General features: G+C 68.5%; 21 protein-coding genes. 12 read left to right on the top strand and 9 right to left on the bottom strand.

Annotated features, from left to right (window positions below; translation table 11 throughout):
* The first annotated feature begins 47 nt into the window (after positions 1–47).
* On the top strand, positions 48–350 hold the full coding sequence (locus AC1DGE_RS03810; RefSeq protein ID WP_476916938.1) for a helix-turn-helix domain-containing protein: 303 nt from the start codon (positions 48–50) through the stop codon (positions 348–350).
* 28 nt (positions 351–378) lie between these two features.
* On the opposite strand, the gene AC1DGE_RS03805 is transcribed toward AC1DGE_RS03810, so the two are convergent.
* On the bottom strand, positions 379–1,155 hold the full coding sequence (locus AC1DGE_RS03805) for a VOC family protein (RefSeq protein ID WP_476916937.1): 777 nt from the start codon (positions 1,153–1,155) through the stop codon (positions 379–381).
* Positions 1,156–1,478: 323 nt separating this feature from the next.
* Positions 1,479–1,712: a DUF3073 domain-containing protein gene (locus AC1DGE_RS03800; protein ID WP_476917052.1), complete on the bottom strand. Its 234-nt coding sequence runs from the start codon at positions 1,710–1,712 to the stop codon at positions 1,479–1,481.
* A 573-nt stretch (positions 1,713–2,285) separates the two neighbouring features.
* On the opposite strand from AC1DGE_RS03800, the gene AC1DGE_RS03795 reads away from it, so the two are divergent.
* The 4 genes from AC1DGE_RS03795 (at position 2,286) to AC1DGE_RS03780 (ending at position 5,973) form a co-directional block, all read left to right on the top strand.
* Complete coding sequence (locus AC1DGE_RS03795; protein WP_476916936.1) at positions 2,286–3,056, top strand: septum formation family protein; 771 nt, start codon at positions 2,286–2,288, stop codon at positions 3,054–3,056.
* A gap of 114 nt (positions 3,057–3,170) precedes the next feature.
* Positions 3,171–3,551 (top strand): DUF7793 family protein, encoded by a 381-nt coding sequence (locus tag AC1DGE_RS03790; RefSeq protein ID WP_476916935.1) that lies wholly within the window; start codon positions 3,171–3,173, stop codon positions 3,549–3,551.
* The gene (locus tag AC1DGE_RS03785; protein ID WP_476916934.1) at positions 3,538–5,151 is read left to right on the top strand and encodes a putative bifunctional diguanylate cyclase/phosphodiesterase; all 1,614 of its coding nucleotides are present in this window, start codon (positions 3,538–3,540) and stop codon (positions 5,149–5,151) included. The genes AC1DGE_RS03790 and AC1DGE_RS03785 overlap by 14 nt, the downstream gene beginning before the upstream one ends.
* A 9-nt stretch (positions 5,152–5,160) precedes the next feature.
* A complete protein-coding gene (locus tag AC1DGE_RS03780; protein ID WP_476909246.1) occupies positions 5,161–5,973 on the top strand; it encodes a class I SAM-dependent methyltransferase in 813 nt (270 codons plus the stop codon).
* Positions 5,974–6,046: 73 nt separating this feature from the next.
* Here AC1DGE_RS03780 and clpB read toward each other — a convergent pair whose 3' ends face one another.
* Positions 6,047–8,704, bottom strand: a complete 2,658-nt coding sequence (gene clpB, locus AC1DGE_RS03775) for an ATP-dependent chaperone ClpB (protein ID WP_476916933.1) — start codon at positions 8,702–8,704, stop codon at positions 6,047–6,049.
* Between the two features lie 575 nt (positions 8,705–9,279).
* On the opposite strand from clpB, the gene AC1DGE_RS03770 reads away from it, so the two are divergent.
* The 6 genes from AC1DGE_RS03770 to AC1DGE_RS03745 all read left to right on the top strand — a co-directional run bounded on the left by AC1DGE_RS03770 (position 9,280) and on the right by AC1DGE_RS03745 (position 15,425).
* On the top strand, positions 9,280–10,338 hold the full coding sequence (locus AC1DGE_RS03770; protein ID WP_476891929.1) for a LacI family DNA-binding transcriptional regulator: 1,059 nt from the start codon (positions 9,280–9,282) through the stop codon (positions 10,336–10,338).
* 118 nt (positions 10,339–10,456) lie between these two features.
* Positions 10,457–11,776 carry an MFS transporter gene (locus AC1DGE_RS03765; protein ID WP_441416644.1) on the top strand — a complete coding sequence of 440 codons (1,320 nt, stop codon included), beginning with the start codon at positions 10,457–10,459 and terminating at the stop codon, positions 11,774–11,776.
* 104 nt (positions 11,777–11,880) lie between these two features.
* Positions 11,881–12,645: an SDR family oxidoreductase gene (locus AC1DGE_RS03760; protein ID WP_476909243.1), complete on the top strand. Its 765-nt coding sequence runs from the start codon at positions 11,881–11,883 to the stop codon at positions 12,643–12,645.
* Positions 12,646–12,665: 20 nt separating this feature from the next.
* A complete protein-coding gene (kce, locus tag AC1DGE_RS03755; RefSeq protein ID WP_476916932.1) occupies positions 12,666–13,598 on the top strand; it encodes a 3,5-dioxohexanoate:acetyl-CoA acetone transferase in 933 nt (310 codons plus the stop codon).
* Between the two features lie 4 nt (positions 13,599–13,602).
* Complete coding sequence (locus tag AC1DGE_RS03750) at positions 13,603–14,592, top strand: glycerate kinase (protein ID WP_476909241.1); 990 nt, start codon at positions 13,603–13,605, stop codon at positions 14,590–14,592.
* A gap of 314 nt (positions 14,593–14,906) precedes the next feature.
* The gene (locus AC1DGE_RS03745; RefSeq protein WP_476909240.1) at positions 14,907–15,425 is read left to right on the top strand and encodes a carboxymuconolactone decarboxylase family protein; all 519 of its coding nucleotides are present in this window, start codon (positions 14,907–14,909) and stop codon (positions 15,423–15,425) included.
* 7 nt (positions 15,426–15,432) lie between these two features.
* Here the strand turns inward: AC1DGE_RS03745 and AC1DGE_RS03740 are convergent, their stop codons facing one another.
* The 5 genes from AC1DGE_RS03740 to AC1DGE_RS03720 form a co-directional block, all read right to left on the bottom strand.
* The gene (locus AC1DGE_RS03740; RefSeq protein WP_476916931.1) at positions 15,433–16,515 is read right to left on the bottom strand and encodes an SDR family oxidoreductase; all 1,083 of its coding nucleotides are present in this window, start codon (positions 16,513–16,515) and stop codon (positions 15,433–15,435) included.
* A 132-nt stretch (positions 16,516–16,647) separates the two neighbouring features.
* Positions 16,648–17,697, bottom strand: a complete 1,050-nt coding sequence (locus AC1DGE_RS03735; protein ID WP_441416638.1) for a sulfate/molybdate ABC transporter ATP-binding protein — start codon at positions 17,695–17,697, stop codon at positions 16,648–16,650.
* Entirely contained in the window at positions 17,694–18,527 is an 834-nt protein-coding gene (locus AC1DGE_RS03730) for an ABC transporter permease (protein ID WP_441416637.1), read from the bottom strand. The genes AC1DGE_RS03735 and AC1DGE_RS03730 overlap by 4 nt, the downstream gene beginning before the upstream one ends.
* Positions 18,524–19,294: a molybdate ABC transporter substrate-binding protein gene (gene modA, locus AC1DGE_RS03725; RefSeq protein WP_476916930.1), complete on the bottom strand. Its 771-nt coding sequence runs from the start codon at positions 19,292–19,294 to the stop codon at positions 18,524–18,526. The genes AC1DGE_RS03730 and modA overlap by 4 nt, the downstream gene beginning before the upstream one ends.
* Positions 19,291–19,701 (bottom strand): TOBE domain-containing protein, encoded by a 411-nt coding sequence (locus AC1DGE_RS03720; protein ID WP_441416635.1) that lies wholly within the window; start codon positions 19,699–19,701, stop codon positions 19,291–19,293. The genes modA and AC1DGE_RS03720 overlap by 4 nt, the downstream gene beginning before the upstream one ends.
* 94 nt (positions 19,702–19,795) lie before the next feature.
* Here AC1DGE_RS03720 and AC1DGE_RS03715 point away from each other — a divergent pair, with 94 nt between their 5' ends.
* Positions 19,796–20,665: a DUF4031 domain-containing protein gene (locus AC1DGE_RS03715; RefSeq protein WP_476916929.1), complete on the top strand. Its 870-nt coding sequence runs from the start codon at positions 19,796–19,798 to the stop codon at positions 20,663–20,665.
* An 88-nt stretch (positions 20,666–20,753) separates the two neighbouring features.
* On the opposite strand, the gene AC1DGE_RS03710 is transcribed toward AC1DGE_RS03715, so the two are convergent.
* Positions 20,754–21,242, bottom strand: coding sequence for an SRPBCC family protein (locus tag AC1DGE_RS03710; RefSeq protein ID WP_476916928.1), 489 nt, complete (start codon positions 21,240–21,242; stop codon positions 20,754–20,756).
* Positions 21,243–21,283 lie beyond the last annotated feature (41 nt).

The following is a 21,283-nucleotide window of genomic DNA, read 5'->3' as shown; positions in this document are numbered from 1 at the left end:
ACCAATAACTATACCGGTCATATTATCCCGGTATTAGAATTGGATCCATGGTCAGATTGCCGCTCACAACCGCTGAAGTCGAGCGCGGACAGCGCCTCGGTGTCCTGCTGCGCCGCGCGAGGGGTGACCGCTCCATGCTTGAAGTTGCCCTCGATGCGCGCGTCTCGCCCGAAACCCTTCGAAAGATCGAGTCTGGCCGCGTGGCCACGCCGGCCTTTCCGACCATCGCCGCGATCGCCGGCGTCCTGGGCCTCTCCCTCGATGCCGTGTGGGCCGAGGTGAGCCCGCCCGGGTCCGGCGATGAAGCTGCGGGCCCTGGCAGCACCGCACGCGCGCGGCTTGCCTCGTAGGCGTTCCGGCTCTCTTTCGGGGGCCCGGCTAAACCTCCAGCACGCTGAACACGCCGCCCTGCGGGTCCCGGAGCGTCGCAATGGCACCGGCTTCATCGTCCGCCGGTTCAATGAGGACGACGCCGCCCGCAGCGCGCGCCGTCGCCACGGCTTCGGCGACGCTGGGAACCCCGAAATACACCTGCCAGCCCGGCTCAAGGTTGCGCTCGGCCGCCGGCACGGTGGCGATCCCGGCGACCTCTGTGCCGTCCACCATCAGGGTGGTGTACGTTCCGCCGTCGTCCTGAGGGTACTCGGTCACCTCGTGGCGGAAAAGCTGCTGGAAGAACCCGACGGCGGCCTGCGGCTCGGGCGTGAGCAACTCGACCCAGGCCAGGGCGCCCGCTTCCTCGCTCCGCGCCGTGCCGAAGTGCGTGCCGGCCTGCCAGGCGCCCGTGGTCCCTCCGCCGGGCGGGGCGAAGAAGACCATCACGCCGGTTCCGCCCACAGCTTCCGGCCCAAGCTCGAGCACCCCGCCGGTGTGCGGCAGTTCGGCGGCGAGCCCGGCGGCGTCGTCGACGGCGAAGTAGACGTTCCACTGTCCCGGGGCCGCCGCCCGCTGCTGCTGCGGGTTCTGCGGCGCGATGACGGTAACCAGTTCCTGGCCCAAAAACGCCTGGGCGAAGCTGCGTCCGTCGGGGGTGGGCTGGTCCTCGTACCGCCAGCCGAAGATGGCGGCGTAAAACTCCTTGGCCGCAGCCACATCGGACGTCTGGAGATCGGCCCAGCAGACCTCGCCTTCGGCATACCCCGAACGAATCGCCATGGAAAGCCCTTCCCAGAGAAATGCCGGACAGCCCGGCAAGTCCAAACTAGCCCGGGGCGCTTGGCCCAGCAACCGATCCTCGCCCGCCGTTTCGATGGTTCGCTGCCCACAAGTCGTTTAGAAGCATCGGCTGGGCGCGGAACCGTCTAAACGGCGGTTCAGCGGCGGGGCAGCGGGGCCGGCACCGGAGGGAGGGCGGCAGGGGCGGGTGGTTGCCGGACGCAAAAAACCCGCCGGGCACGCCCCGAAGAGGGTGTGGCCGGCGGGCCTGTAAAACTTGGTCGGCACCCTCGATTGGCAAGGGTGACCGGATGAAGTGTCGACTAACCTATCCGACGGGAATCTACCTCGTCGTCGTCCTCGTCCACATCGTCCGCGTACTTATCCACATAAGCCGAATAATCCGGCTCAACGGGCTCACTCGAGAAGCGACTCGGCGCACGACCCTCCGAGCTCTTGAGCTCACGCTGAAGCGCAGAGTAGTCAGTGTTCGGGGAATAGTACTTAATATCCCGAGCCTGCTTGGTAGCTTTTGCCTTTTGACGGCCGCGCCCCATGGCGTGACCCCCTTTTGTACTCGGACCGGAGGTGGTCACCATTGGCGTTCGGTGAGGCCCCGGAATGTTTGGTCAATTTGTCGTACACCTAGATTACATGCTTTCGGCGGTCACTGCTCGCCGCCCGAGCGCCTCCGCATGCGGCCCGGCAGCCTTCTTCGATAGAGTCTCTTGATGGGCTCCCGGAAACGCGGCCCGGAGTCGGGCATCCAGCCCCGGCAAAGACGCACGGAAGAGGTGAATTCCCGGGTGACCGAAAAGCCTGTGAGCGACGAGAACGCCAGGCGCGGCGATGCCGGAATTTCTGACGTTCCCCCTGCGGACAGCCCCGGAGAGCGGCCGGTCCCGGCCCCGCCGGCCCGCATGCCCTCTTCCGTCCGCATCCCGCCCCGGCCTTCCGCGCCGCCGACGTCCGCCGTTCCGTTTGTCCCGCGCAGCACCGCCTCAAGCACCACTCCCTCAAGCACCACTCCCCTAAGCAGCACCGCGCCGGGCGCCACTGCCCCTGCACCCACCGCACCGTCCTCCCGGCGGGCCGCTGCCCGGTCCGAAGCCCGGGCGGGAACCGAAACCTTGGCGGGAGCCGAAACCCGGTCCACGACGCCGGCCGCAGACGGCGGACGCGCCGGCGTCGAGGCCCCGAAACGGAAGTCCGGGAACCGGAAGACCACCTCCGGCGCCTCCCAATTCGGCAAGCTGCTCTCCGCCCAGGTGGCGCAACTCAGGACCTCAGACCTGGGGCCCCGCGCCCGGCAGCTCGGCGGCAGGCTGGGCGCGAGCGCCCGACGCGCGGGCCGGACCCTCTGGGCCGCCGCCCAACGGCTGGGCCTGGCGAGGGTCGGCGCCGCCCTGGCCGCCGTCGTCGTGCTGGGGCTGGTGATCTGGTGGCTGACCTCGCTGGGTGCCGCCACCCAGCAACCCACGGCCGGCACCTCGCCCGCTCCGGCCGGGTCCTCGTCCGCGGCCCCCGCGGCCCGGGGCCCGCTGCCGCTGGAAGGCGTCAACCCGATGGACTTCCGGCTCGGCGACTGCTTCAAGGACTTCGACGCAAACGCCCCCACCTCCACTGTCGTGGCCTGTGACACCGGACATTCGGCCCAGTTGGTGGCAGTGGACAGTTACGCCGCCGCCGACGCCTACCCGGGCCGTGACCCGCTGAAGCAGAAGGCGCTGGACACCTGCAAGGCGGCCCAGCTCACCGACAAGTCCGGGAACTACCAGTTCAGCTACAAACTGGCCTATCCGAGCTCCTCCAGCTGGGGCACCGGCGACCGGCGGGTGGACTGCTACTTCGTGGCCGACGGCGGAAACGTCATCAAGGAATCCCTGATCCCGCGGCTCTAGGGCTCCGTCAGCGTATTCTTCACGCCCGGCGGCGGGTTTTTCATGGACACCAGCGGAACCAACGGTACCTTTGAGGTGTTGCTGAATCTCTCGGCTGCCCATTCAGGAGGAGACATGGTCGTGGCACCGGATTCTGTCGACGGTGGAAAGGGGAGCGTCAAACTCCTCGCTGACGGCTACATCCACCTGCAGTGGCTGCCCGGGATCAGCATTGAGGTCGCGGATGCCCGGGCGGCGATGGCGAAAGTGAACGAGGCCTGCCAGGGCGTCCCCTATCCGATGCTTGTCGACATGGCGGCGGTGGCTTCCGTCAGCCGTGAAGCCCGAAGCATCTGGTCCATCCCGTGCAGCGCCTCCCGCATCGCCCTGCTGGGACGGTCGCCCGTGGACCGGGTCCTGGCGAACTTCTTCCTGGGGGTTCATATACCGCCTTGCCCAACACGGTTTTTCACCTCGCGCAACGACGCCATGGAATGGCTCAGTGCCGACCGGTGAAAGGGATCGGCAACGACAAGACAGCATCGCAACTGTCGACGTTCCTGAGACTCTTCCCTACACGGCTCCGGCCGACGGGGCTGTAGACGGCCGCCTGCAACTGCTGGTCGACGGCATCGTCCGGCTTGCTGCCGGCGAGCTGAGTGCGCGGATCGAACCCTCGGACCAACGCGATGAGATTGATGCCGTCATTACCGGCGTCAATCTCCTCGCCGAAGAACTCGGCCATATCCATTCGGACCTGGAAGAACGGGTGGCTGCCCGCACCGCCATGTTGCGGCGCACCCAGGTCGAGCTGGAGCAGATGGCCAAAACCGATGCTTTGACGGGCCTGGCCAATCGGACCCTGCTCAGCGAGCGAATCCAGGACGCGATCGGCGCCAGCGCACAGGGCGGCAGCGCCGCGGCCGTTCTCGTGTTGGATCTGGATTCCTTCAAAGCCATCAACGACACCATGGGGCACAGCGCCGGCGATGCCGTGCTTGTGGAGGTCTCCAGCCGTTTGCGCTCCGTGGTCCGGACCTCGGACACCGTGGCGCGCCTCGGCGGGGATGAATTCGCCGTCGTCATTGCAGGGGCGACCGAAGAGGAAGTCGTCCACATTGCGCAGCGGGCGCGGGAAGCCCTGCAGGAGTGCATACACGTGGGATCCGAAACGGTCTGGACCACGGCGAGCATCGGGATCTGCCTTCGCAATCCCGGACATAGCTCGGAGGAACTCATGCGCGATGCCGACATCGCCATGTATCAAGCCAAGGCCCAGGGCCGGAACAGAATCGAGCGCTTCCACCCGGATATGCTCGACGCCGTCAGGGAGCGATCGCGGATAACAGCCGAGTTGCGCACGGCGGCTTCCGAGGGACAGCTGGCACTTCTCTACCAGCCGGTCATTGAACTCGCCTCCGGGCGAGTCGCCGGCGTGGAGGCCCTCGTCCGGTGGCACCACCCGGTCCACGGAACCATCATGCCGGACAACTTCATCGGCATCGCGGAAGAAACCGGCCTCATCGTCGAGCTGGGTCGATGGATCCTGCACGAAGGAATCTCTCAGCTGAGCCGGTGGAAAAGGGAGGCACCGGATCTCACCGATTTCCGGCTGCACATCAATCTCTCGGCCGCCGAGCTCCTCAGAGGCGACCTGCTGCAGGACATCCGGGACACGTTGGAAAAGAACGACGTGCAACCGGGCCGGCTGGTGCTTGAGATCACCGAAACCGTCCTGATGTCCCCCGGAGCGGGAGAGGAACAGGTGCTGAGAGCCCTCCGCGCCATGGGTGTGGGACTGCAGATTGACGACTTCGGCACCGGGTACTCGTCCATCAGCTACCTCCGGACGCTTCCCGCAGACACAGTCAAGGTGGACCACTCCCTCATCAAGGACCTTGAGTCCGACCCCCGGCAGCAGAAATTCGTTTCTGCCATCCTCCAGCTGATCTCAGCGGCCGAGCTCGAGGCGATTGTGGAGGGCATCGAAACGGCCGGGCAGGCCGCAGAACTCCGGGCTATGGGTTGTCTCTACGGGCAGGGCTACTACTTCGGACGTCCGGAGCCCGCTGTAGACGCACTTAATCGGCTCCGCGCTGCCGGACAGCAAAGGTAAAGTGACGGCATGGCAAAGCTCTGGGACCGCATGCGGCTTATCCCGACAGTGGTTCGTCTCGCATCCCGGGCACCGAGGGATCCGCATGCCGCCTGGGACAAGTACTGGAAGGGCATCGACACGACGGGCAGGGCCGGAGACGTTCTCTGGGACGCCGATTCCGCTACGGAGCGCGGGCAGTACGCCGATCTGATCCGCGCCCACTTTGATCCGGCTCTTCCGGTCGTTGACGTGGGTTGCGGCAATGGGACGTACACCCGGTGGCTGGCCGGGCTTTTTCCACGGGTGATCGGAATCGATGTGTCCGCCGGCGCAATCGACAGAGCGGCTGCGGAAGCAGAAGATGTCCCCAATGCGGAGTTTATGGTCCTGGATGCTGCGGATACAGGCACGGGAGGACTTAGCTTGGAGCGGCTGGGCCCCGTCAACGTCTTCGTCCGCGGAGTCTTTCACGTCCTGAAACCCGACAAGCAAGCCGCCATGGTGGAAAACCTGCGGACGGCAGTCGGGGACAAGGGCCGGATCTTTTTGGCGGAAACCAATTTCCCCGGCAACAGCCTCGACTATTTGGCGGAGCTCGGGGCCACCCGAGAGAACGTACCGCGCCAGCTGCGCCGGGCGCTGGAAAACCTGCCACGGCCGGGCCGCTTCGGTGCCCGCGAACGCCACGCCTTGTTCCCGGACGCGGACTGGCAGCTCATCGAGGACGGCCCGATCAGCATCGAGGTGGTCCCCATGAGGTCCGAGAATGCCCGCCAAAGCGTTCCGGGATATTTCGCCCTTATGGCGGGAACCGGCAAAGCCCCGGGCCAGCAGAGCTGACATTCAACGAAAAGGCCGCCCGCCGGTGGAATCCGGCGGGCGGCCCTTGCCGTTCGCGGCGTGACTCCTTGCGTTACTCCTTGCGGCGGACCGAGAGCCCGCTGCCGGTGGACGCTCCGCCGTCGGGCCGCGCGGACACGTCCGCGCCGCCCATGGTGAGCTCCATCAGATCCGGGGCGGTGTCCACCAGGACCGTGTCGCCGTCGGCGATCTCGCCGGCCAGGATGGACTTGGCCAGCCGGTCTCCGATCTCCCGCTGCACCAAGCGGCGCAGCGGCCGGGCGCCGTAGGCAGGGTCGAAGCCGGTGACGGCCAGCCAGGCCCGCGCGCCTTCCGATACTTCGAGAGTCAGGCGGCGGCCCTTGAGCCGTTCGCCCAGCTCCTTGACCTGCAGCTCGACGATCTCGGCGAGTTCCTCGACGCTCAGCGGGTCGAAAAGCACCACCTCGTCGAGCCGGTTCAGGAATTCGGGCTTGAAGGAGGCGTGCACCGTGGCCATGACCGCATCCCGCTTGGCAGCGGCGTCGAGGTTCGGGTCCACGAGGAACTGGCTGCCCAGGTTGGAGGTCAGGACCAGGATCACGTTGCGGAAGTCCACGGTGCGGCCCTGGCCGTCGGTGAGGCGGCCGTCGTCGAGCACCTGCAGGAGGATGTCGAAGACCTCCGGGTGGGCCTTCTCCACCTCGTCGAGCAACAGGACGGAGTACGGACGACGGCGGACAGCCTCGGTCAGCTGGCCGCCCTCCTCGTAGCCCACGTAGCCCGGAGGCGCCCCGACCAGCCGCGCCACGGAGTGCTTCTCCGAGTACTCGGACATGTCGATCCGCACCATGGCCCGCTCGTCGTCGAAGAGGAAGTCCGCGAGCGCCTTGGCCAGCTCGGTCTTGCCGACGCCGGTCGGGCCCAGGAAGAGGAAGGATCCGGTGGGCCGGTTGGGGTCGCTGATACCGGCGCGGGCCCGGCGCACGGCGTCGGAGACGGCGGTGACCGCCTTGGTCTGGCCGATCAGCCGTTCGCCCAGGACGCGCTCCATCTCCAGCAGCTTCTGGCTCTCGCCCTGCAGCATGCGCCCGGCCGGGATGCCGGTCCACGCGGAGATCACCTCGGCGATGTCATCCGCGGTCACCTCGTCGGCCACCATCTGCCCGGACTTGTCGGTCACGGCCGCTTCGGCCTCGGCCGCGGCCTTGAGTTCACGTTCCAGGGCCGGGATCTCGCCGTAGAGGATCCGGGACGCCGTCTCGAAGTCGCCCTCGCGCTCAGCTTTTTCCTCCGCGGACCGCAGCTCATCCAGCTTGGCGCGCAGGTCGCCGGCACGGTTCAGGCCCGCCTTCTCGGTCTCCCAGCGGGCGTTCAGGGCCGCGAGCTCCTCCTTCTTGTCCGCCATGTCGGCGCGCAGAGCGGCAAGGCGTTCCACCGAGGCCGGGTCGGTCTCGCCGGCCAGGGCCAGTTCCTCCATGGTCAGCCGGTCCACCTGGCGGCGCAGCTGGTCGATCTCCTCCGGGGCGGAGTCGATCTCCATCCGCAGCCGGGACGCGGCCTCATCGACGAGGTCGATCGCCTTGTCCGGCAGCTGCCGGCCGGAGATGTACCGGTTGGACAGGGTCGCCGCGGCCACGAGGGCGGAGTCGGAGATGGAAACCTTGTGGTGCGCCTCGTAGCGTTCCTTCAGTCCGCGCAGGATGCCGATCGTGTCATCCACGCTCGGTTCGCCGACGAAGACCTGCTGGAAGCGGCGTTCCAGCGCCGGGTCCTTTTCGATGTTCTCGCGGTATTCGTCGAGCGTGGTGGCGCCGATCAGCCGGAGTTCACCGCGGGCGAGCATGGGCTTGAGCATGTTGCCGGCGTCCATCGAGCTGTCCCCGGAGGCGCCCGCGCCGACCACGGTGTGGAGCTCGTCGATGAAGGTGACGATCTGGCCCTCGGAGCTCTTGATCTCCTCCAGCACCGCCTTGAGCCGCTCCTCGAATTCGCCGCGGTACTTGGCGCCCGCCACCATCGAGGCCAGGTCCAGGGCAACCAGGGTCTTGCCGCGCAGGCTCTCGGGCACGTCGCCGGCCACGATCCGCTGGGCCAGGCCTTCGACGACGGCGGTCTTGCCGACGCCGGGTTCGCCGATGATCACCGGGTTGTTCTTGGTGCGGCGGCTGAGGACCTGGATGATGCGGCGGATCTCGGCGTCGCGCCCGATCACCGGGTCCAGCTTGCCGGAGCGCGCGATCGCGGTCAGGTCGGTGCCGAACTTCTCCAGCGCTTGGAAGGTGTTTTCGGGGTCGGCGTTGTCCACCTTGCGGTCGCCGCGGACCCCGGGCAGCGCTGCGAGCAGCGCCTCGTGGGAGGCGCCGGCATCGCGGAGCAGCCGCCCGACGTCGTCGCTGCCGGAGGCGAGGCCCAGCAGCAGGTGCTCGGTGGAGACGAAGGTGTCGCCGAGCCGTTCCGCCTCGTTCTGCGCGTTCTTGATGGCCTGCATCGCGGCGCGGGAAAGCTGGGCCTGCTGCACGGAGCCGCCCGAGGTGGAGGGGAGGGCCTTGATGGCGGAGCTGGCCTGGACGCTGACGGCATCCGGATCGGTTCCGGTGGCGCGGAGGAGCGCGACGGCGACCCCCTCGCGCTGGTCCATGAGCGCCTTAAGCAGATGGGCCGGTTCCAGCTGCGGGTTTCCGGCCGTCGAGGCGTTCATGGCTGCTGCCGAAAGAGCCTCCTGGCTCTTGGTAGTGAATTTCGCGTCCAAAGAGAGCTCCTTCCGGGATAAAACTGTCGTCAAAGTTGAGTCTAGCCCGCTCAACTTTGGAATTGGCTCCTTTAGCTCCATGTTTGCCCACGGCGAAACTGCTGTCTAGGGCCGGAGTCCTCCGGCGCGGCCGGGCGTCCTTACGGACATGCCCATCCTTCGCGCGGGGCGCTGGGCATGCCCGGCCTCAGCCCTTCGAGCGTCCGGACATGCCCATCCTTCGCGCGGGGCGCTGGGCATGCTCAGCCGCCACCCTTCGAGCTTCCGGACATGCCCATCCTTGGCTCGGGGCGCTGGGCATGCCCGGCCTCAGCCCTTGGAGCGTCCGGACATGCCCATTCCTCGCGCCTACGAATGGACATAGTCCGGATATGTCTACTGGCCGAGTCCAAGGATGGGCATGTCCGTTGGGCTGGCTGCGGAAACCGAGCGAACCCAGGCCAGAGCATGTCCGTCGGACCGGATGCCACACCCGGACATCCCACCCCACATCACTTAACGTTGCTTAACGATGCGCGGGCTAATTACTGTAACTGAGGTCACAGGGACCGAAACCGACGCGAAGGAGGGTCAGAATGCAGGAACAGGCCACCACCGTTGCCGCCGATGGCCCCGTTGCGCCGGTATCAGCAGCCGCAGTGGCCCGCGCGGCCGGCGTCTCCTCCGCCGCGGTGTCCTACGTCCTCAACGGCAAGGGCGGTGTCTCGCCGGAGACCCGGCGCCACATCATCCACGTGGCGAACGAGCTGGGCTTCAGGCCCCGTAAGTCCTCCCAGTCCACCGATCTGCAGCGCACCCGCGTGATCGGCCTGATCTTGCCCAACATCATCAACCCGATGTTCCCGCGCTGGGCGCAGGGCGTCATTTCCGCGGCAGCCGATTCCGGCTACGAGGTCTTTGTCGCCACCACCCAGGACGATCCGGAGGTCCTCGCCCAGGTCACGTCCACGCTCGCGAACCGCAACGTGGACGGCGTCATCCTCGCCGCCTCGCTCCGGGACGATGCGCGCGCCCTCCGCACCCTGAGGTCCGCCCGGATCCCCTACGTCTGCCTGTCCCGCCGGGCGGACTTCCTCGATTCAGACTTTGTCGGGATCGACGACGACGCCGCCGCGACGCTGCTGATGCAGCACATGCTCGCCCACGGCTACACCGAGATCGCCACCGTGATCGGCCCCCGTTTTTCCACCGCTTCACTGGCCCGGGAACAGGCCTTCGTGCGGACGGCGGCCGCCGCCGGCGTCGTCATCAGCGGGGACCGCAAGATCAGCACCCGGGTGAACAACGAAGGCGGCCGGCTGGCCGCGGAACGTCTCTTCGCCTCCGGAAACCCGCCGCAGGCAGTGGTCTGCGGCAGCGACGAGCTCGCCATCGGCGTGATGGAGTACGCCCTGGCGCGGGGCCTGCGGATCCCGGAGGACGTGGCCGTGGCCGGCTGCGACGGGCTGCCGCACAGCCGCTCCGGACTGATCAACCTGACCAGCATTGTCCAGCCGCAGCAGGAGATGGCCCATGAGGCCTTCGCCATGCTGCTCAAACGCATCGAAGCCCCGTCCCGGAACTACACCTCGCTGGTGTGCCGGCACCGCCTCCATATCGGCCGCACCTGCGGCTGTACCCCCGCCCTCACCTAGTCACCACACCAACCGCAACTCCCCAAACGCACCACCTCGCAGCGTCGGCTGCCGATTGAACGCTGCCCGCTGTCCGCCCTGACCATCAATCCTGACCTCAATTCAAGGACGAAGACCCATGTCAGTTGTATCCGCACCAACGAAGATGCGCACACCGCAGGAAATTAACGGCGTGATCCTGCGCCGAGTCATGCCGCTGCTGATCGGCGCCTACATCATGGCGTTCCTGGACCGCACCAACATCGGTATGGCCAAGGACCGCCTGGAGATTGACCTCGGCATCTCCGCCACCGCCTACGGCATCGGCGCCGGCCTGTTCTTCCTGACCTACGCCCTCTCCGAAATCCCCTCGAACCTGATCATGCACAAGGTGGGCGCACGCTTCTGGATCATGCGGATCATGATCACCTGGGGCATCATCTCGGCCGGCATGGCCTTCGTGCAGGGAGAGTGGTCCTTCTACATCATGCGGATGCTGCTCGGCGTCGCCGAGGCCGGGCTCTTCCCAGGCGTTATGTACTTCCTGACCCAGTGGTTCGTGGTCAAGGACCGCGCCAAGGCCAACGGCATGTTCTTGCTGGGCGTCTCGATCGCCAACATCGTCGGAGCCCCGCTCGGCGGGCTGCTGCTGACCCTGGACGGCCTCGGCGGCCTGCACGGCTGGCAGTGGATGTTCCTCGTCGAGGGCCTGCCGGCCTGCGTCCTGGCCTACGTCGTCTGGAAGAAGCTCCCGGACCGGCCCAGCAAAGCCACGTTCCTCAGCCCCGAGGAGGCCGCCGACCTCGAGGCCCGGATCGCCGCCGAAGAGAAGGCCGGCGCGGAAGCCTCCGGCAACCACCGCCTCCGCGACGTCCTGAAAGACAAGCAGATCCTCCTGGTCGTGGGCGTCTATTTCACCCACCAGATTGCCGTCTACGCCCTGTCCTACTTCCTGCCCTCCATCATCGGCACCTACGGCAAGCTCAACCCGCTGCAGATCGGCCTGCTGACCGCCATCCCGTGGATCTTCTCCGCGGCCGGCGCGCTGCTGGTTCCCCGCTTCGCCACCGACGGCAAACGCTCCCGCCTCCTGGTCACCGGCACCATGATCGGCATCATCGCCGGCTTCGCGCTCGGCGCCGTCGGCGGCCCGCTGCTCGGCATGATCGGCTTCTGCCTGGCAGCCTTCAACTTCTTCGCCCTGCAGCCGATCCTCTTCACCTACCCGGCCACCCGCCTCAGCGGCGCCGCCCTCGCCGGCGGCATCGCGTTCGTCAACACCATCGGCCTGCTCGGCGGCTTCCTCGGCCCCTACGTCATGGGCTTCATGCAGGATGCCACCGGCTCCAAGCTCTCCGGCCTGTGGTTCATCGTGGGCATGTGCATCATCGGTGCACTGCTGTCCCTGATGCTCAAGCGCGGCACCGAGAAGCCCGACGTCGTCCCCGCTGCCCACTAAGCGCCCGACGCCGGCCGCCACCGAACGCTCCACCGCCAACGCTCTGCCGGCGCCCCTGCGCGCCGGCGGAGCGGCTCACCGAACCACCACCGCAAGGAATACCCATGGATTTCACCGCAAAACGCGTTCTGGTCACCGCCGGCGCCAACGGCATCGGCCTGGCCATCGCGAGCAAGTTCCAGCAACTCGGCGCCGCCGTCTTCGTCACCGACATTGACCCCGACGCCGTCGAGAAGGCCCGCGTCAACGGCCTCGCCGCTGCGGTCAGCGATGTCTCCGACGAAGCCCAGGTGCGCGCCCTCATGACCACCGTGGCCGACGAACTAGGAGGGCTGGACGTGCTGGTCAACAACGCCGGCATCGCCGGCCCCACCGGCCCGCTCGAAACCCTCGACGCCGCCGCCTGGAAGGCCACCTTCGACGTCAACATCCACGGCCAGTTCTACTGCATCAAGCACGCGCTGCCCCTGCTCCGGCAGGGCACCGGCGCCTCGATCGTGAACCTCTCCTCCGCGGCGGGACGGCTCGGCATGGCCGGGCGCAGCGCCTACTCCGCGTCCAAGTGGGCCGTCGTCGGGCTGACCAAGACGCTCGCAATCGAACTGGGACCGGACCGGATCCGGGTCAACGCGATCTGCCCCGGCGCCGTCAACGGGCCCCGGATCGACGCCGTCATCGCGGCCAAGGCGCAGATGCTGGACCTCCCGGCGGACCAGGTTTCCGAGCTCTATCACAACCAGTCCTCCCTCGGCCGGCTGATCGAGGCGGAGGACATCGCGAACATGGCCGCCTTCGCCGCGAGCGACCTGGCCCGCAACGTCAACGGCCAGGCCCTCGCCGTCGACGGCAACACCGAAAAGCTTTACTGAGCCCCGAAGGAGCGACCCCCATGGCTGCTGCACGCAAAGTCATCATCACCAGCGCCGTCACCGGCGCCATCCACACCCCGTCCATGTCCCCGCACCTGCCGGTGTCGCCGGATGAAATCGCCGACGCCGCGATCGGTGCCGCCGAGGCCGGCGCCGCGATCGTGCACATGCACGCCCGCGACCCGAAGGACGGCCGGCCCTCGCAGGACCCGGAGCACTTCGCCCCGATCCTGGACAAGCTCAAGCGCAATACCGACGCCGTCATCAACATCACGACCGGCGGCTCCCCCCACATGACCGTGGAGGAGCGCATGCAGCCTGCCGCGCTGTTCAAGCCCGAACTGGCCTCGCTGAACATGGGGTCGATGAACTTCGGCCTCTACCCGATGCTGGACCGTTTCACGGACTTCGGCCACGAGTGGGAGCGCGAAGGACTCGATAAGAGCCGCGACCTGGTCTTCAAGAACACCTTCCAGGACATTGAAACCATCCTCGGCATCGGCAACGAGAACGGCACCCGGTTCGAATTCGAGTGCTACGACATCTCCCACCTGAACAACCTGGCCCACTTCCACGCCCGCGGCCTGGCCCGCGGCCCCCTGTTCGTCCAGTCCGTTTTCGGCCTGCTCGGCGGGATCGGCGCCCACCCGGAAGACCTCATGCACATGCGCCGCACCGCTGACCGGCTGCTGGGCGATGATTACCAGTGGTCCATCCTGGGCGCCGGCAAGAACCAGATGCCGCTCGCAACGATCGGTGCGGCCATGGGTTCGCATGTCCGCGTCGGACTGGAGGACTCGCTCTGGATCGGCCCCGGCCAGCTCGCCACGTCCAACGCCCAGCAGGTCACCCGGATCCGCACCATCCTGGAGGCGCTCAACTTCGAGATCGCCACCCCGGACGAGGCCCGCGAAATGCTGCAGCTCAAGGGCCGCGACAAAGTGGGATTCTAGGCCGGTGAGCATCCTCGTTGCCCCGGACAGTTTCAAGGGGACCTTCCCGGCAGCGGACGTCTGCGCCCACATCGCTGCCGGGATCCGCGCGGCCGGGGCGGCCGCCGTCCAACTGCCGGTGGCCGACGGCGGCGAGGGGACCTTCGACGTGCTGGTCCGGGGCCTCGACGCCCGGCCGGTCCGGGTCCGCACGGTGGGACCTTGGGGCGACGACGTCGAGGCGGTCATCGCGCTGGCGCCGGACGGCACCGCCGTCGTCGAGCTCGCGTTCGCCAGCGGCCTGAACCTGCCCAGCACCGGCGACCGGGACCCCTTCCGCGCCAGCACGTACGGCACCGGGGTGATGATGGCGGAGGCCGTCCGGCTCGGTGGCCGGCGGGTGCTGGTGGCGGCCGGCGGCTCCGCGACCACCGACGGCGGGGCCGGGGCCATCGCCGCCATCGAGGAGCGCGGCGGCCTGGACGGCGCCGAGGTGGTGGTGCTCAGCGACGTGACCACCCGCTTCGCCGACGCCGCCCGGGTCTTCGGCCCGCAGAAGGGCGCGGACCCGGCCACGGTGGAGGTACTCACGTGGCGGCTCGACGAGCTGGCGGACGGGTTTGCCCGCGAACTGGGCCGTGACCCCCGGCCGTTGGAGCGAACCGGGGCCGCCGGCGGCTTCTCCGGCGGCATGTGGGCGAAGTACGGGGCCAGCCTGGTCTCAGGCGCCGACCATGTGCTGGACCTGCTCGGCTTCGAGGCCCACGCCGCCGCCAGCACCGCGGTGGTGGTCGGGGAGGGCCGGCTGGACTCCCAGACCGGCCAAGGCAAGATCATCGCCGCCATCCTGGCCCGCAGCGGCACGACGCCCGTGTACGCCGTCGTCGGCTCCGTCCACGAGGACCTGGGCGACTATGCCGACAACTTTGCCGGCGTAATCGTGGCCAGCGATGCGGAAGCCCTGGTGGCCGCGGGGTCGCAAGTGGCACGCATCGCCGGACACGCCCTGCCCTGACCCCGGGCTGCTCCCCCGGAGGACGGACATGCCCATCCCCGGCCTCGAACGGTGGGCATAATCCCACTATGTCCATTCTTCGTGCCAAGGGTTGGGCATGTCCCCGGGGCGGCCGCGGGGAGAGGGGGCATGCGCGGCGGCAGGCGTCGAGGGTTGGACATGTCCCGCAAAAAAGAAGCGATCCGGCGGTCGGCTCCCCCAAGGAACCGACCACCGGATCGAATTATGGCTACACGCAAAGCTTGTCACACGTTTGACAACTTTGTCACATGACGCGCGGGCGGTACTGGCCGGACCTCTGTAATCTGGGAGTCATGGATGAGACTCCGGCACCCGGGCACAGCACCCGCAGCGTTTTCCTGGACAAGGCGCACCCCGCCGCGTGGCGCGCGCTCAACGGCCTGGGCCTGAAGGCCAAGGAAGCCGCGGAGGAGGCAGGGCTGGACCAGACGCTGATCGAGTTGCTGAACGTCCGCATCTCGCAGATCAACGGCTGTGCCTTCTGCCTGGACCTTCACGTGGGGGACGCGGTCAAGAACGGTGAATCAGCCCAGCGCCTGGCGGTGCTCCCGGCCTGGCGCGACACCACCCTTTTCAGCGAAAAGGAACGTGCGGCCCTGACTCTGGCCGAGGCGATCACCAACATCTCCGACGCCGAGGCCCGCGAGCGCGACGGAGGCCGGGCGCGCAGGCACCTCACCGACGTCGAGTTCTCCGCCATCAGCTGGCTGGCGATCACGATGAACGCCTTCAACCGCGTCTCGATCGTCAGCCAGCACCCGGTGCGGAACAAGGCCCAGGGCAGCAAGGACCAGGAAACCCAACCCAAGTAACCGGCGGCTACGGGATCAGCCGGTCCGCCCGGAGCCGGTCAAAGAGCACTGTGAACGAGTCCAGGGTCCGGCGGTATCCGGTGAAGCCCGCGAGGCGGCTCTTGCTCATGTCGGCCAGCACCTCGATGTTGCGTCCCAGGTCGCCGTCGGTGTGCCACCACGAGGAGACCCGCGCGAGGTCCGGTTCGGCGAGTCCATGCCGGGCGGCCAAATCTGCCCACACCGTTTCCATGCCCCGCATCTGCTCTTCCAGCGGCCTGGGTTCGTTCTCGAAGCCAACGGCTTCGACGCCGAAATATGCGGCAAGGCGCGGCCACATCCAGCGCCAGCGGAAGACGTCGCCGTCGACGATGTTGTACGCCTGATTGCCTGCCGACTCCGCGGTGGCTGCCCAGAGCATGTGCTCTGCCAGCAGTCCACCGTCGGTCATATCGGTGAGGCTGTTCCACTGCGTCTCCGAGCCGGGGAAGATGAACGGCCGGTTCAGCTCCTTGCAGAGTGACGCCTGTACCGCGAGGGTCGTCCCCATGTTCATGGCGTTGCCCACCGCGTGGCCGATGACCGTGTGCGCACGGTGAACCGACCAGCTGAACCCCTGGCGTTCGGCCGCGGCCCACAGTTCGTCCTCCTGGGCGTAGTAGAAGTTGGGCACCGGCAGCCGCGGTTCCTCCTCATGGAAGGGCGTGTCCGGCATTTCCCCCGCGGCGTAGGCCTCAAAGGGGCCCAGATAGTGCTTCAGCCCGGTCATCAGGGCGACGTGTTCCACCGGGCTGTCGCGCAGGGCGTTAAGCAGGTTCCGCAGCAGCGCGGCGTTGACTTCGATGTTTTCCCGTTCGGTGTCCTGCCGCGACCAGGCGGTGAAGAACACGTGGGTCGGGCTTTCGCCCGCCAGCGCGGCCGTAAGGCTCTCCGGTGAGCTGAGGTCCGCACTAACGGGCCGCACCCCGGGACGGGCAACGACGCCGCGGGACAGGGCCAAGACGTCCCAGCCTGCTTCCCCAAGGAGGGTGACGAGGGCGGACCCGGCGATGCCGCTGGCTCCGACCACCAGTGCGGTGCGTCCATGGGCTGGGGCTGGGTTGTTCTGCACGAGATTCCTCCTGGTTGCGGGGCGGGCCTCTCTCCAGCCTAGGCCGTGGGGCCGGCCCGGCTGATACCGGGGCGTGGCCCAGAGGCGCCGGGCCCGGGGCGTGGCCTAGACCCGGCCGGCACTCCAGTGCCCCTACGCCGGGTAAATCGACACCGCCGCCGCCTTGACCACGAAGTAGACGCCCACTCCGGGCGCCAGGCCAAGGTCCGCCGACGCGGCGGGCGTGACGTCCGCGGACAGTTCCCCGGCCCGGACCCGGATCTGGTCGCCGTGCGGTTCCAGGTCGGTGACCGTGACCGGGAAGGAGTTGCGCGGGCTGCCGTGTGCTTCGCTGAGGAAGACTGAGACGGCCGACGGCGGGAAGGCCGCCACGCCGCTTTGGCCGGGAACCGCCGGATCCTCATGCCGGCCGGCGAATTCCTGGCCCGCGGCCGTCCGGAGCCCGGCCGCGGTGACGGTGCCGGCCACGAGGTTCAGCCCGGCCAGCCCGGCGGCGAAGCGGCTGCGGGGCCGCTGGAGCACGTCCCGGGTGGGGCCGTCCTCGGTGATCCGGCCCTGTTCCAGCACGATCACGCGGTCGGCGAGCATGTAGGCGTCCAGGACATCGTGCGTGACGATGATGGCCCGGCGCCCGGCCAGGACCCGCTTCAGCAGCCGCCGCAGCAGCGGGGCCGCATGGACGTCTAGGGCGGCCATCGGCTCGTCCAGCAGGAGCAGCCCGGGATCGGCGGCCAGCGCCCGGGCCACCGCGACCCGCTGGGCCTGACCGCCGGAAAGTTCCCCGGGCCGCCGTCCGGCGAGGTCCGCCGCATCGACCTCCGCCAGCCAGCGCCGGGCCGTCCGCCTTGCGTGGGCCCTCGGGGCCCCGGCACTCCGGGGGCCGAAGGCAACGTTTTCGAGGACCGTCAGATGCGGAAACAGCAGCGGCTCCTGGGCCAGCAGGGCGATGCCGCGGCGGTGCGGCGCGGTCCAGGTGTTCTGCCCGGGTCCCAGCTCGAAGAGGATCCGGCCGTCCACCTGCGCCCGCCCGGCATCGGGGCGGAGCAGGCCCGCGACCACGGAGAGCAGGGTGGACTTCCCGGCCCCGTTCGGCCCGAGCACGGCCACCGTCTCCGCGTCCGCCAGGCTCAGCGAGACGTCGAATCCGCGGGCGGCGACGGCGGCGTCGAGCGTGAACGTCATCCCCGCACCTGCCCGGCGGCCGCGGGGCTGCCCGCCCGGCGGCCGGCCGCGGCCGGTCCGCGGTAGCTGAGCCCGACGACGATGACCGCCACCGCGACGAGCAGCAGCGACAGCGCGACGGCGGCGTCGGCGTCGGTCTCGCGCTGCAGGTAGATTTCCAGCGGCAGGGTTCGGGTGACGCCCTGGAGGCTGCCGGCGAAGGTGAGGGTAGCGCCGAATTCGCCGAGGCTGCGGGCGAAGGAGAGCACGGCCCCTGAGGCGAGGCCCGGCAGGACCAGCGGTACGGTGACACGGCGCAGCACCGTGGTGGGACGGGCGCCGAGGGTTGCCGCCACCGCCTCGTAACGGCTGCCCGCGGAGCGCAGCGCACCTTCGAGGCTCACCACGAGGAAGGGCAGCGCGACGAAGGCCTGGGCGAGCACCACCGCCGTCGTCGAGAACGCGATCTGGATGCCGGCCACCTCGAGGCTCCGGCCCAGCAGGCCCTGCCGGCCGAAGGTGTAGAGCAGCGCGATGCCGCCCACCACCGGCGGCAGCACCAGCGGCAGCAGCACGAACGAGCGCAGCAGCCGCTGGCCCGGGAAGGCGCCCCGGGCCAGCACTAGGGCCAGCGGGACGCCGAGCAGCACGCAGAGCACCGTACTCGCCGCCGCCGTGCGCAGGCTGAGCCCCAGGGCCGTGAGCGAGGCTTCCGAGGTGAGCAGCGGGACGAACTGCGGCCAGTTGACCCTGGCGACCATGGCGGCGAGGGGCAGCAGGACGAACAGCGCCCCGGCCGCGGCGATGGCCAGCACCCAGCGCGGAATGCCGCTGTAGCCGTGGCGCGTCACGGGCTGCCGAAGCCCGCGTCGGCGAGGACCTTCCGGCCCCCGGCTCCGGTGACCAGCGAAACGAAGGCGTCCGAGAGCTCCTGGTTTCTGCTGGTCTTCAGCGCGGCGATCGGATAATGGTTGACGGCGGCGGCCGCCTCGGGGAACGGGATCCCCCTGACCTTGCTCCCGGCCGCCCGGACGTCGGTGACATAGACGAGTCCGGCGTCGGCTTCTCCCGAGGTGACCTTGCCCAGCACGTCGGTGACGGAGGATTCCTCACTGACGGGCTTCAGGGCCACGCCGCTCCTCCCCTCGACCGACTTCGCCGCCGCTCCGCACGGGACCTGGGCCGCGCACACCACCACTTTGACCCCGGGTTTCGCCAGATCCGCGAAGGAGCCGATGCCCGCGGGGTTGGCCGGAGGCACGGCGATGGCCAGGACGTTGCTGGCGAAGTTCCGGGGCGCGCCTGCCACCAAGCCTGCGTCGGCGACCTTGGCCATGTTCTTCAGGTCCGCGGAGGCGAACACGTCCGCGGGTGCGCCTTGGCTGAGCTGCGTGGCGAGGTCGGCGGACCCGGCGAAGCTGAGAACCACCTTGGTTCCGGGGTGGCCGGCCTCAAACTCCCGGGCCAGGGCAGTGAAGGGCGCCTTGAGCGAGGCCGCCGCGAACACTGTCAGGTTCTTCTCCGCCCCTCCCCCGCCGGCCGGTGCGGCGCAGGCGGCGGTCCCCGCTGCGAGGGCTCCCGCCAGCAGGAGGGCGGCGGCCTTCCGGAGCCTGCTCATACGAGGGCCCTTCCATGCGGGCTTTCGATGATCACCGTGGTGGCTTTCACGACGGCGGTGGCCACGGAGCCCAGTTCCAGGCCGAGTTCGCGGACCGCCTCGCTGCTCATCAGCGACACCACCCGGAAGGGCCCGCACTGCAGCTCCACCTGGGCCATGACGGTGTCGGCCGTGATGGCCGTGACCAGTCCGACGAAGCGGTTCCGGGCCGAACTCCCGGCACGGGCAGGGTCCTCGGGCAGTTTCGCCTGCTCCCGGGCCAGGGTGGCGAGCTCGAGCCCGTCCACGGCGAGCCGGCCCGATTCATCCCTGAGCGGCGTGAGGCTCCCGTTTTCGGTCCAGCGGCGGACGGTGTCGTCGCTGACGCCGAGGAACCGGGCGGCTTCCGAGACGCGAAAAGTAGGCATAGAGACACTGTAACCCGCATTTGCGGAGAATCCGGCCGTTTTCCTTTTCATCTCCGGGTCACCGCCCAATTCGGCCGCCTCGTAGACTTCCTGCATGGCCGTATACCTCGATCCCCCGCTCTGGCCCGCCCACGGAACGCACTTTTCGCACCTCATCTCGGACAGCTCGCTGGATGAGCTCCACACCTTCGCGCGGGCCGCGGGCATCCCGGAGCGGGCGTTCGACGGCGACCACTACGACGTGGCCGAGGCCCGCTACGACGCCCTGGTGGCGGCCGGCGCCGTCCCCGTCGAGGGCCGGATCCTGGTCCGCAAACTGATCGAAAGCGGCCTGCGGATTCCTGCGCGGCGACGCAACGGATCGCTGAAACTGCCGCTGCTGACCCGCTGGAACGAGGCCCTCCCCGGCCACGACGCGCTCTTCCTCGACCTGCTGGACCGCTGGGGCGAGGAGCACCGTAAGTACCACGGCCGCACCCACCTGCTCGCCGTGCTGGAGGCCCTGGACCGGCTGACCGCGCCGGCACGGCCACCGCGGACCGTGCTGCTCGCGGCCTGGTTCCACGACGCCGTCTACCTCGGCATCGCCGGCGAAGACGAGGAGGAGTCTGCCCGGCTCGCCGAGGAGCGGCTGGAGCGCGCGGGGCTTCCCGCCGACGAGGTCGACGAGGTCGCGCGGCTGGTCAGGATGACGGCGGACCATCGGCCGGATCCCGACGACGAACCCGCCGCCCTGCTCAGCGATGCCGACCTCTCCGTCCTGGCCGGCGATCCCGGCGCGTACGCCCGCTATCTTGCGGCCGTCCGCGAAGACTTCGCCCACATAGGAGACACCGATTTCGCCGCCGGACGCGCCGCCGTCGTCCGCCAGCTCCTTGAACTGGACCCCCTCTTCCACACCGCGCGCGGCCGCGAACTGTGGCAGGACACGGCCCGCCGGAACCTGCAGGGCGAACTTGCCTGACTCGGTCCCGCCACCACATCGCGGGGTCACTTAGCGCCTATTAATCCCCTCGGGATGGCGCTAAGTGACCCCGCGATGCTTGGTTGTTTCAGGCCGCCTTGCGGAGGTGGTCGGCGAGACGGTCGAAGGACTCCCGCCAGCCGGTGCCGTTGCTGTCCCGGTTCTCCGCCGTGTCAAAGGGTCCTTGCGTGAACGTCATCCGGGTACCGCCGTCGATCTCCTCCAGCCGGAAAGTCACCTCGGTCTCAAAGCCGCGGGTGCCGTCGGCCTTGTCCCAGGCATGGGTGAACACGAACAGGTTCGGCGGTTCGATGTCCGTGTGTACGCCGCTCCACCAGTACTGCTGGCCAGTGGCGTCCTGGACCATGCAGGCGCGGTAGAGGCCGCCAATTTCCAGGTCGGCATCGATGCTCTCCCGCGGGGTATGGAAACCGCGCGGCCCCCACCACGCGGGCGCCTGCTCCGGGTCGGTCAGGGCGGACCATACCGCCGAAATCGGGACCTGGAACTCGCGGGTGATGACCAGCATCAGTTCATCGTTACTGGTCTCTGCCTCCGGGATTGTTGGCTCTGGCATTGCTCTTCCCTCGGCTTCCTGTGGTTGTCCGGCCCGGGCGC

This window comes from Arthrobacter sp. 05N425, from assembly GCF_056397125.1.
This window is presented reverse-complemented; position numbering and strand designations above follow the sequence as displayed.

What these genes read in the sequence shown, in the direction of transcription:
- AC1DGE_RS03765 (WP_441416644.1), top strand. Translation starts at nt 10,457, where the DNA reads ATGTCAGTTGTATCCGCACCAACGAAGATGCGCACACCGCAGGAAATT.
- AC1DGE_RS03710 (WP_476916928.1), bottom strand. Translation starts at nt 21,242, where the DNA reads ATGCCAGAGCCAACAATCCCGGAGGCAGAGACCAGTAACGATGAACTG.
- AC1DGE_RS03780 (WP_476909246.1), top strand. Translation starts at nt 5,161, where the DNA reads ATGGCAAAGCTCTGGGACCGCATGCGGCTTATCCCGACAGTGGTTCGT.
- AC1DGE_RS03800 (WP_476917052.1), bottom strand. Translation starts at nt 1,712, where the DNA reads ATGGGGCGCGGCCGTCAAAAGGCAAAAGCTACCAAGCAGGCTCGGGAT.
- AC1DGE_RS03735 (WP_441416638.1), bottom strand. Translation starts at nt 17,697, where the DNA reads ATGACGTTCACGCTCGACGCCGCCGTCGCCGCCCGCGGATTCGACGTC.
- AC1DGE_RS03715 (WP_476916929.1), top strand. Translation starts at nt 19,796, where the DNA reads ATGGCCGTATACCTCGATCCCCCGCTCTGGCCCGCCCACGGAACGCAC.
- AC1DGE_RS03810 (WP_476916938.1), top strand. Translation starts at nt 48, where the DNA reads ATGGTCAGATTGCCGCTCACAACCGCTGAAGTCGAGCGCGGACAGCGC.
- AC1DGE_RS03790 (WP_476916935.1), top strand. Translation starts at nt 3,171, where the DNA reads ATGGTCGTGGCACCGGATTCTGTCGACGGTGGAAAGGGGAGCGTCAAA.
- modA (WP_476916930.1), bottom strand. Translation starts at nt 19,294, where the DNA reads ATGAGCAGGCTCCGGAAGGCCGCCGCCCTCCTGCTGGCGGGAGCCCTC.
- kce (WP_476916932.1), top strand. Translation starts at nt 12,666, where the DNA reads ATGGCTGCTGCACGCAAAGTCATCATCACCAGCGCCGTCACCGGCGCC.
- AC1DGE_RS03805 (WP_476916937.1), bottom strand. Translation starts at nt 1,155, where the DNA reads ATGGCGATTCGTTCGGGGTATGCCGAAGGCGAGGTCTGCTGGGCCGAT.
- AC1DGE_RS03770 (WP_476891929.1), top strand. Translation starts at nt 9,280, where the DNA reads ATGCAGGAACAGGCCACCACCGTTGCCGCCGATGGCCCCGTTGCGCCG.
- AC1DGE_RS03745 (WP_476909240.1), top strand. Translation starts at nt 14,907, where the DNA reads ATGGATGAGACTCCGGCACCCGGGCACAGCACCCGCAGCGTTTTCCTG.
- AC1DGE_RS03720 (WP_441416635.1), bottom strand. Translation starts at nt 19,701, where the DNA reads ATGCCTACTTTTCGCGTCTCGGAAGCCGCCCGGTTCCTCGGCGTCAGC.
- AC1DGE_RS03760 (WP_476909243.1), top strand. Translation starts at nt 11,881, where the DNA reads ATGGATTTCACCGCAAAACGCGTTCTGGTCACCGCCGGCGCCAACGGC.